The following is an 8,890-nucleotide window of genomic DNA, read 5'->3' as shown; positions in this document are numbered from 1 at the left end:
ATGTCAACTAAGTTTTTCAATTTCTTTTTTGTCGTTTTCTGCGTTTCCGCATCAGCGACGGTTATTAATATATCATGGTGAAAAATGAAATGCAATACCTTTTATAAACTTTTTTTAAGATTATCCACATTTCTTTTTTAATATCATATACTTAAACGAAATATCTCTTTCATGTATAAATAATTCCTACATATATTCTATATAAAGTCACTCTATCAAAAGCGTTTCTTTCTATAATAAATGTTTTATTCATATACCATATCATACAAGGAGGAATATATATGGACTATACCGATTTATTAATCAAACTAGGTCTCTCGGCTATTTTAGGGTTCGCTATCGGTTTAGAGCGCGAATTAAAACGGAAACCACTTGGTTTAAAAACTTGTTTAGTTATTTCTATCATTAGTTGCCTCCTAACAATTGTTTCTATTAAAGCGGCTTACAATTTACCACATACTGATCATATGAATATGGATCCACTTCGACTTGCCGCTCAAATTGTATCAGGAATCGGTTTTTTAGGTGCCGGTGTTATTTTACGAAGAGGAAACGATAGTATTGCGGGACTAACGACTGCTGCTATGATTTGGGGTGCTTCTGGTATTGGTATTGCTGTTGGGGCCGGATTCTATATCGAAGCGATTTTCGGAATGTGTTTCCTTATGATTAGTGTCGAACTTATACCATTAACAATGAAATTTGTAGGACCTAGATCATTTCGTCAACGTGATATCGTAGTAAAACTTGTTGTGCGAAATATGGACAATATCCCAATTGTAATTGAAGAAATAAAAGAAATGGATATAAAGGTTAAGAATATGAAGCTCAAAACATTGGAAAATGGTTCACACTATTTGCATTTGAAATTATGTATCGATCAAAAAAGACATACTGCTGATGTTTACTACGCTCTCCAGCATCTTGAAAGTGTTCAACAAACTGAAGTAGAAAGTATGTAATGTAAAAAAACTCTCTTTTAAATTAGAGAGTTTTTCTTTTTTCTATAATGGTAACAATGAATGTAGTCCTGCAAAGTAAGGAGGAATAAGAGTTTGAAATCCCGTCCAAATTTAGTAGATACATTTCGTGATTCCATTATTTTTCGTTTAGTTTGCTTTATTGTTGTACTTACTGCTTTTTCTGGCTTCCTTATACATAGATTAGAGCCATCGCACTTCACCACATGGTTTGATGGAGTTTGGTGGTCAATCGTTACTATTTTCACTGTTGGCTATGGTGACTTTGCCCCCCATACACTAATAGGCAAACTTATCGGTATGAGTATTATTTTATTTGGAACCGGTTTTTGTTCTTATTATATGGTTCTGTTCGCTACTGATATGATTAATAAACAATATATGAAAATTAAAGGAGAAGAAGCCGCTACCTCTAACGGTCATATGATTATCGTGGGATGGAATGAGCGGGCAAAACATGTTGTAAAACAAATGCACATTTTACAACCGAACCTTGATATCGTTTTAATTGATGAAACACTTTCTTTACTTCCAAAACCATTTCATCATTTAGAATTTATAAAGGGTTGCCCCCATCACGATCAAATTTTATTAAAAGCTAATATTACAACAGCACACACTATATTAATAACAGCCGATAAAGAAAAAAATGAGAGCTTAGCAGATACACATTCCATTTTAAACATTTTAACCGCAAAAGGGCTCAACCCAAACATTCACTGCATCGCCGAACTTCTTACTTCTGAACAAATACAAAACGCAACGAGAGCTGGTGCATCAGAAATTATAGAAGGAAATAAATTAACGAGCTATGTATTTACCGCTTCGCTTTTATTCCCTTCCATTTCAGGCGTACTATTCTCACTTTACAATGAAATCTCTGATAATAAATTACAATTCATGGAGCTTCCTCCGTCCTGCGGCGGACAAACTTTTGCAAATTGTAGCTATACCCTTTTAAAACAAAACATTCTCTTACTAGGTATAAAGCGCGACGAACAATATATGATTAATCCAGTCCATTCCTTTGTTCTCATTGAAAGCGACATACTCATTGTTATTCACCATTAAGAAAATGTTTTTCTAGTTCCTGCATGAGCACTTTCCCAATGTTGATATACTTTCTTTTCACATCTCCATCTGGATCTTTCGGCTCAGCAAATTGATCCATTCCACTCGTTCCAGCTGTTAAAGTATTTACATGATCATCTAGTTCGTCTTGATATACGTGCGAAAGAATATACGGCGTTTCAAGACGGACGATTACACCAGGTACATCTAGTTCTCCATTCACCGCTGTAAATGGTACTCGCAGAAATTGATAGCCATCTTCTTCATCAATTTTATAATCAAAGCATCCTTTATCATAATCCCAATTGCCACCAATGCTATACCCCAGTGGCTTCATTATTTCTTCTAACTTATATAACGCATATGTACGCCCTTCTAAATTTGATTGAATCGGAATCAAGCCCATCCCTCCTAGACTTTTTCTTTAGCATACCCACTCTAGTTTGAATATACTGATGAACTTTTCGATAAAATAATAAAAAGCGACCGGATTCCGGTCGCTTTTTATTATTTTAAACGCTCTTCTAATTCTGCTTTTAACTCTTCAAATCCTGGTTTACCAAGTAAAGCAAACATGTTTTTCTTGTATGCTTCTACTCCTGGTTGGTCAAATGGATTTACGCCTAGTAAGTAGCCGCTCATCGCACATGCTTTTTCGAAGAAGTATACAAGGTAACCGAATGTGTACTCATTTAATTCAGGAATATTTACGATTAAGTTTGGTACGCCACCATCGCTATGTGCAAGTAATGTACCTTCGTATGCTTTTGTGTTTACGAAGTCTACAGTTTCACCAGCAAGGTAGTTTAATCCATCTAAATCGTTTTCTTCTGATTCAATTGTTAGTTCATGTGTAGATTTACCTACTTTAAGAACTGTTTCGAATAAGTCACGACGACCTTCTTGAACGTATTGACCTAATGAGTGTAAGTCAGTTGAGAAGTTTGCTGAAGATGGGAAAATACCTTTTTGATCTTTCCCTTCACTTTCGCCAAATAACTGTTTCCACCACTCAGAGAAGTATTGAAGTGCTGGCTCATAGTTAACAAGCATTTCAATTGTTTTTCCTTTATTGTATAAAGCGTTACGAACTACTGCGTATTGGTAAGCCGGGTTTTCTTCTAGTTCTGATGTACCGAAGTCACCATGACCAGCAGCTGCACCTTTCATCATCTCTTCAATATTTAAGCCGCTAACTGCGATTGGTAATAAACCAACTGGCGTTAATACAGAGAAACGTCCTCCAACATCATCTGGAATAACGAATGTTTCGTAACCTTCGTTATCAGCTAATGTTTTTAATGCACCACGTGCTTTATCTGTAGTTGCATAAATACGTTTGCGAGCTTCTTCTTTTCCATACTTTTCTTCTAATAACTTACGGAAAATACGGAATGCTAGTGCAGGCTCTGTTGTTGTACCTGATTTGGAAATAACGTTAATAGAGAAGTCTTTACCTTCTAATACATCCATTAAATCTTTCATGTAAGTGGAGCTAATGTTTTGTCCAACAAATAGCACTTGTGGAGTTTTACGTTGTTCTTTAGAAAGTGTGTTGTAGAAAGAATGGTTTAACATTTCGATTGCTGCACGTGCTCCTAAGTAAGAACCACCGATACCTACAACAAGTAAAATGTCAGAGTCATTTTTAATTTTTTCTGCGCATTTTTGAATGCGAGCAAATTCTTCTTTGTCATATTGAAGCGGAAGGTCTACCCACCCAAGGAAATCGTTCCCAGCTCCAGTTTTTTCGTGGATTGCGTGATGTGTTACTTTCACTGCATCACGTAAATAAGTGATTTCATGTTCACCGATGAAGGATAACGCTTTAGAATAGTCGAACGTTACATGTGTACTCATCTTTTTCCCTCCAATAATGTATATGTATTTCTGTATTCACTTTAGCGAAACTGAAGTTGTAAATCAAGCGATTCAACAATTGTAAACGTAACCAAAATATATTTTTTAGAAAAAGTTCATTTTTTGCATAAAAATTCGCATTTTTCGGTATAGATGTATATACATCCTTTTTCTTATATTTTTTATGTATAAAAACAACATAACTACACCATTCTATAAAAGAGTTAATTAACTCATCGCTTGCTCATGCTTCACAATTAAGGGGGGCTTTTTCATGAGTACTTTGCAACGTATCGCATTAGTCTTTACTGTAATTGGCGCTGTGAACTGGGGACTTATCGGGTTCTTCCAGTTTGACTTAGTGGCAGCCATTTTCGGTGGACAAAACTCAGCTCTGGCACGTATTATTTACGGCATCGTTGGTATTTCTGGGCTTATCAATCTTGGTTTACTCTTTAAACCATCAGAAAATCTTGGCACTCACCCAGAAACGAACGAAATTCGCTAATCAGTATGTCTTTACTCCACCTCCGACATACGAATATGATTGCATGCAATCATATTTGCAAATATATATCATAAGACAAAGTAAAAGAGGAACGCTCATATGCGTTCCTCTTTTACTTTGTTAACTCGGACTCTTCAATCCATTCTGTTAGCTTTTCTCGCAACGTATTAAATCCGTTCTCAGATGGATTCGGTATAAGAATCCGTCCTTGTTTTCTTTTCGCCGCTTTTAACGATAAACTCATTTTTCTGTGTTCTTCATCAATTGAAAGTACTTTTACTTCTACTGTATCGCCGACTTTTAAAAAGTCATGAATATCCTTTACATATCCATTTGTAATTTCAGATATATGCACAAGCCCTTGTGTTTCTGCATCTAACGCTACAAATGCACCGTAATCTTGAATCCCAGTCACTTTCCCTGTTACAACCACTCCTGTTGTATATTGTTCTGACATATGAAACACTCCCATACGTTTACCATTTTCTCTACAATTGTAGATAGCAAAGCAGATGATTTATTGTTAAATATCCGATTAGTTAGTACGTACCCAGAGTAAAGTTACTCAGGATACGCATACCTTATATTAGTAAATTATACCACTATGACAGAACTCATTCAAAATTAACGAAAAATTTCCTGTAGTACGTATAATTCTCCAATATTGGGATAGAATACTAACACATGGCTTTCTAGTATTCCCCCCCTTTTATGGACAAAACGTATTATGTTTTGTCCTTTTTTTATTTTCTATAAACCGTTCCATTCTCTTCATAGCTTCCATAAGCTGTTCAAGCGACGTTGCATACGAGCAACGAATAAACCCTTCACCACTTTCACCAAATACACTTCCAGGTACAACAGCCACCTTTTCTTCTAATAATAACTGTTCTGCAAATTCCGCCGAAGATAGTCCAGTTGAAGAAATAGAAGGAAAGACATAAAACGCTCCGCCAGGCACATGACATGTTAATCCCATTTCATTGAAAGATGTCGTCATAAAATTACGACGTTTCTTATAACTATCTCTCATTCGAATTACTTCATCATTCCCCGCGCGTAACGCTTCAAGCGCTGCGAACTGAGACATCGTCGGTGCACACATCATCGAATACTGGTGAATTTTAAGCATTAATTCTGAAAAATGAACAGGAGCTGCAATCATACCGAGGCGCCATCCTGTCATCGCAAACCCTTTTGAAAATCCTGAAATTAAAATCGTATGCTCTCGCATATTTTTAATACTCGCGAAACTTGTATATACTTCGTCGTATACAAGCTCTGCATAAATTTCATCAGTTAATACGATTAAATTGTACTTCTCAACAATCACCGCTATTTCTTCAAGCTCGGATTTATTTAACATCGCACCTGTTGGGTTATTTGGTGAACAAAGTAAAATTGCCTTTGTTTTCGCTGTAATAGCTGCTTCAATTTGTTCCGGTTGTACTTTAAACTCGTTTTCTAAAGTAGTCGCCACAGGAACCGGAACTCCTCCAGCTAATGTCACAAGCGGTGCATAAGAAACGAAACTCGGTTCAATAATGAGTACTTCATCATCAGGATTTATAATGGCGCGCATCGCTACATCTAACGCCTGACTCGCTCCAACTGTAACAATGATTTCATCGTTCGGATCATAAGATACTGCAAATTGTTTTTTTAGATACTTTGCTATTTCTTGACGAAGCTCCAATAATCCTGCATTTGCTGTATATGACGTATATCCTTGTTCTAAAGAACGGATACACGCTTGCCTCACATTCCAAGGTGTAACAAAGTCAGGCTCTCCTACCCCAAGAGAAATAACACCTTTCATATTTGCTGCTAAATCGAAAAACTTTCGAATACCTGATGGTTGTAAAGATTCTGCTGCTCTAGATAGTTCAAATTGCTTCATGGTGTCACCACAATCCGCTTATCATCATCGTTTTTTTCATAAATAATTCCCTCATGTTTATACTTCTTCAAAATGAAATGCGTTGTCGTAGAAACGACAGATTCAATTGTTGCTAATTTCTCAGAAACAAACATCGCTACTTCTCCCATTGTCTTTCCTTCTAATGTAATAGAAAGATCGTATGTCCCTGACATTAAATACACAGACTTTACTTCTGAATAACGATAAATTTGTTCAGCAACCGCATCGAACCCAACGCCGCGCTTTGGCGTAACTTTCACATCAATCATCGCCGTTAAACCTGTATGTTCTTTCACCTTCGTCCAATCAATATGTGTTACATAATCCACGATAATCTTTTCCGCTTCTAATTTCCCAACCATTTTCTTTACTTCTTCTACTTCTATATTTAATAGCTTTGCTAATGTATCTACAGATAATCGACTACGTTTTTCAAGACAAGCTAATAATTCTAATTCCTTTTCTGTCACCATATAAATCATCCTTCCTTTTCGTTTGTGTCTAAATTATACAAATACCCTTTCCAGTTTGAAAAGAAGATTTTTTTAGTGAATTATGTCAAAATAAAGTGAAACTTTAATCAGTGGAAAAATGCGTGATAAAGCGAAAGGGGATGGAACCGTGAAACCAAAAGTTTATATTGCCGAACCAGTTCCAACATTTGTAGAAAACTATTTATCAGAACACTGTGATTATGAAAAATGGGAGCAAAATGAGAAGGTACCTCGTGATGTTCTATTGGAGAAAATACAAGATAAAGATGGATTATTAAATTTCGGATCTGCTATTAATGAAGAATTATTAGATGTAGCTCCTAACTTAAAAGTAGTAAGCAACATTTCTGTCGGTTACGATAATTTTGATTTACAAGCGATGGAAAAGCGAAATGTAATCGGAACGAATACACCATACGTACTAGATGATACAGTAGCTGACCTTGTTTTCGCTCTTATGTTATCTGCTGGTCGCCGCGTTTGCGAACTCGACTCCTACGTAAAAAACGGTGAATGGAATGCCGAAATTGGAAAAGAGCACTTCGGACTAGATGTACACCATAGTACAATCGGTATTATCGGTATGGGTCGAATTGGAGAAGCCGTTGCAAAACGAGCGAGATTCGGATTTGATATGGATGTTCTTTATTATAATCGTCGCCGTAAAGAAGAGGCTGAGCAAAAATTTGATGCTACATATTGTGATTTACAGACGCTACTCAAACAATCTGACTTTATTGTTCTTCTTACTCCATTAACAGATGAAACATATCATCTTATTGGAGAAAAGGAATTTTCATTAATGAAAGAAACAGCAATCTTCATTAATGCTTCTCGCGGGAAAACAGTAGATGAAGAAGCTTTAATCCATGCATTAACAGAAAAGAAAATCTTTGCAGCAGGCATCGATACGTTTACACAAGAGCCGATTCAAAAAGATAATCCGCTCTTATCATTACAAAATGTCGTGACTTTACCGCACATTGGATCTGCAACATTAAAAACTAGGCAGCAAATGGCTATGACAGCCGCTGAAAATTTAGTTGCAGGGTTACAAGGAAAAACACCGCCTCATATTGTTCGCAGATAATACTAAATAAGCGAAAGGCAAGATGACATCGTCATCTTGCCTTTTTTTGTTAACATATTTTCTTCTTCCTTGGAAATGATATGAACAAAAATCAATGGAGTGACAAAAAATGAATCACGAATATACTTGTCCTTATTTCACTTTTTCCACTCGCGGCACTACTATTCATTACGAATTGTATGAACATAACAATAAAACAGAACGTCCTACTTTCGTACTCGTTCACGGCTTTTTATCTTCCTCATTCAGTTACCGCCGCCTCATTCCTTTATTATCGAAAGCAGGAACAGTACTGGCTCTTGATTTGCCACCGTTCGGAAAAAGCGATAAGTCTCATCTGTTTAAGTATTCTTATCACAATTTAGCAACGGTTATTATTGATTTAATTGAACATTTATCTCTCTCAAATATTGTGTTAGTTGGACATTCTATGGGGGGACAAATTTCTCTCTATGTAAACCGTATACGCCCTGAATTAATCTCAAAAACGATTTTACTATGCAGCTCTAGCTATTTAGCACGCGCAGCCTTACCTTTACTGTACTCTTCTTATTTACCGTTCTTTCATCTATACGTAAAGAACTGGATTATACGGCGCGGGATTGTTCATAACTTAATGAATGTCGTTCATGATCACTCATTAATTGACGACGAAATGAAGGAAGGTTACTCCGCTCCTTTTTATGACAATCGTATATTCCCTGCTTTAACTCGTATGATACGAGACCGTGAAGGTGACTTATCTTCAACTGAATTACAAAAAATCGAAACACCTACGCTACTCATTTGGGGCGAAAAAGATCGCGTCGTCCCTGTACATGTAGGTCATCGGCTACACAAAGATTTACCAAATTCGAAATTTATTTCTTACGAAAATACAGGGCATTTACTACCTGAAGAAAAGCCTGAACATGTTTATGAAGAAATCATCGCTTTTTCTGCGCAATAATTATAAAGGGCTGTCGG

At 36.3% G+C, this 8,890-nt stretch carries 10 protein-coding genes; 5 read left to right on the top strand and 5 right to left on the bottom strand.

The genetic code is table 11. The annotated features are described in order from the left end of the window. Positions 1 to 281 precede the first annotated feature (281 nt). Both FS742_RS23345 and FS742_RS23340 read left to right on the top strand, forming a co-directional pair. A complete protein-coding gene (locus FS742_RS23345; protein WP_144615365.1) occupies positions 282 to 962 on the top strand; it encodes an MgtC/SapB family protein in 681 nt (226 codons plus the stop codon). A gap of 93 nt (positions 963 to 1,055) precedes the next feature. Beyond that, positions 1,056 to 2,051 (top strand): potassium channel family protein, encoded by a 996-nt coding sequence (locus FS742_RS23340; protein ID WP_144615363.1) that lies wholly within the window; start codon positions 1,056 to 1,058, stop codon positions 2,049 to 2,051. On the opposite strand, the gene FS742_RS23335 is transcribed toward FS742_RS23340, so the two are convergent. Both FS742_RS23335 and FS742_RS23330 read right to left on the bottom strand, forming a co-directional pair. After that, a complete protein-coding gene (locus tag FS742_RS23335; RefSeq protein WP_140392583.1) occupies positions 2,038 to 2,451 on the bottom strand; it encodes a YugN-like family protein in 414 nt (137 codons plus the stop codon). The genes FS742_RS23340 and FS742_RS23335 overlap by 14 nt on opposite strands. A 107-nt stretch (positions 2,452 to 2,558) precedes the next feature. Next, positions 2,559 to 3,911 (bottom strand): glucose-6-phosphate isomerase, encoded by a 1,353-nt coding sequence (locus FS742_RS23330; protein WP_048561621.1) that lies wholly within the window; start codon positions 3,909 to 3,911, stop codon positions 2,559 to 2,561. A gap of 274 nt (positions 3,912 to 4,185) precedes the next feature. Here FS742_RS23330 and FS742_RS23320 point away from each other — a divergent pair, with 274 nt between their 5' ends. Next, on the top strand, positions 4,186 to 4,419 hold the full coding sequence (locus tag FS742_RS23320; protein WP_000105788.1) for a DUF378 domain-containing protein: 234 nt from the start codon (positions 4,186 to 4,188) through the stop codon (positions 4,417 to 4,419). A 112-nt stretch (positions 4,420 to 4,531) separates the two neighbouring features. Here FS742_RS23320 and yugI read toward each other — a convergent pair whose 3' ends face one another. The 3 genes from yugI to FS742_RS23305 form a co-directional block, all read right to left on the bottom strand. Next, positions 4,532 to 4,876, bottom strand: coding sequence for a S1 domain-containing post-transcriptional regulator GSP13 (yugI, locus tag FS742_RS23315; protein ID WP_000003765.1), 345 nt, complete (start codon positions 4,874 to 4,876; stop codon positions 4,532 to 4,534). Between the two features lie 252 nt (positions 4,877 to 5,128). Beyond that, positions 5,129 to 6,319, bottom strand: coding sequence for an aminotransferase (locus tag FS742_RS23310; RefSeq protein WP_144615361.1), 1,191 nt, complete (start codon positions 6,317 to 6,319; stop codon positions 5,129 to 5,131). Then, positions 6,316 to 6,813, bottom strand: coding sequence for an Lrp/AsnC family transcriptional regulator (locus tag FS742_RS23305; RefSeq protein ID WP_144615359.1), 498 nt, complete (start codon positions 6,811 to 6,813; stop codon positions 6,316 to 6,318). The genes FS742_RS23310 and FS742_RS23305 overlap by 4 nt, the downstream gene beginning before the upstream one ends. Positions 6,814 to 6,931: 118 nt before the next feature. Here FS742_RS23305 and FS742_RS23300 point away from each other — a divergent pair, with 118 nt between their 5' ends. Together FS742_RS23300 and FS742_RS23295 are read left to right on the top strand one after the other, a co-directional pair. Continuing rightward, entirely contained in the window at positions 6,932 to 7,924 is a 993-nt protein-coding gene (locus tag FS742_RS23300; RefSeq protein ID WP_144615357.1) for a 2-hydroxyacid dehydrogenase, read from the top strand. Between the two features lie 109 nt (positions 7,925 to 8,033). Beyond that, a complete protein-coding gene (locus tag FS742_RS23295) occupies positions 8,034 to 8,873 on the top strand; it encodes an alpha/beta fold hydrolase (protein WP_144615355.1) in 840 nt (279 codons plus the stop codon). Positions 8,874 to 8,890 lie beyond the last annotated feature (17 nt).

It is taken from the genome of Bacillus cereus (assembly GCF_007678085.1).
Classification (GTDB): domain Bacteria; phylum Bacillota; class Bacilli; order Bacillales; family Bacillaceae_G; genus Bacillus_A; species Bacillus_A cereus_BE.
The sequence above is the reverse complement of the archived record's forward strand: the minus strand, read 5'-3'. Positions and strand labels throughout refer to the sequence as shown.

Bases quoted from the DNA above. Each gene is read 5' to 3' on its own strand.
- FS742_RS23295 (WP_144615355.1), top strand. From the start codon at position 8,034: ATGAATCACGAATATACTTGTCCTTATTTCACTTTTTCCACTCGCGGC.
- FS742_RS23345 (WP_144615365.1), top strand. From the start codon at position 282: ATGGACTATACCGATTTATTAATCAAACTAGGTCTCTCGGCTATTTTA.
- FS742_RS23300 (WP_144615357.1), top strand. From the start codon at position 6,932: ATGCGTGATAAAGCGAAAGGGGATGGAACCGTGAAACCAAAAGTTTAT.
- FS742_RS23320 (WP_000105788.1), top strand. From the start codon at position 4,186: ATGAGTACTTTGCAACGTATCGCATTAGTCTTTACTGTAATTGGCGCT.
- FS742_RS23310 (WP_144615361.1), bottom strand. From the start codon at position 6,319: ATGAAGCAATTTGAACTATCTAGAGCAGCAGAATCTTTACAACCATCA.
- yugI (WP_000003765.1), bottom strand. From the start codon at position 4,876: ATGTCAGAACAATATACAACAGGAGTGGTTGTAACAGGGAAAGTGACT.
- FS742_RS23305 (WP_144615359.1), bottom strand. From the start codon at position 6,813: ATGGTGACAGAAAAGGAATTAGAATTATTAGCTTGTCTTGAAAAACGT.
- FS742_RS23330 (WP_048561621.1), bottom strand. From the start codon at position 3,911: ATGAGTACACATGTAACGTTCGACTATTCTAAAGCGTTATCCTTCATC.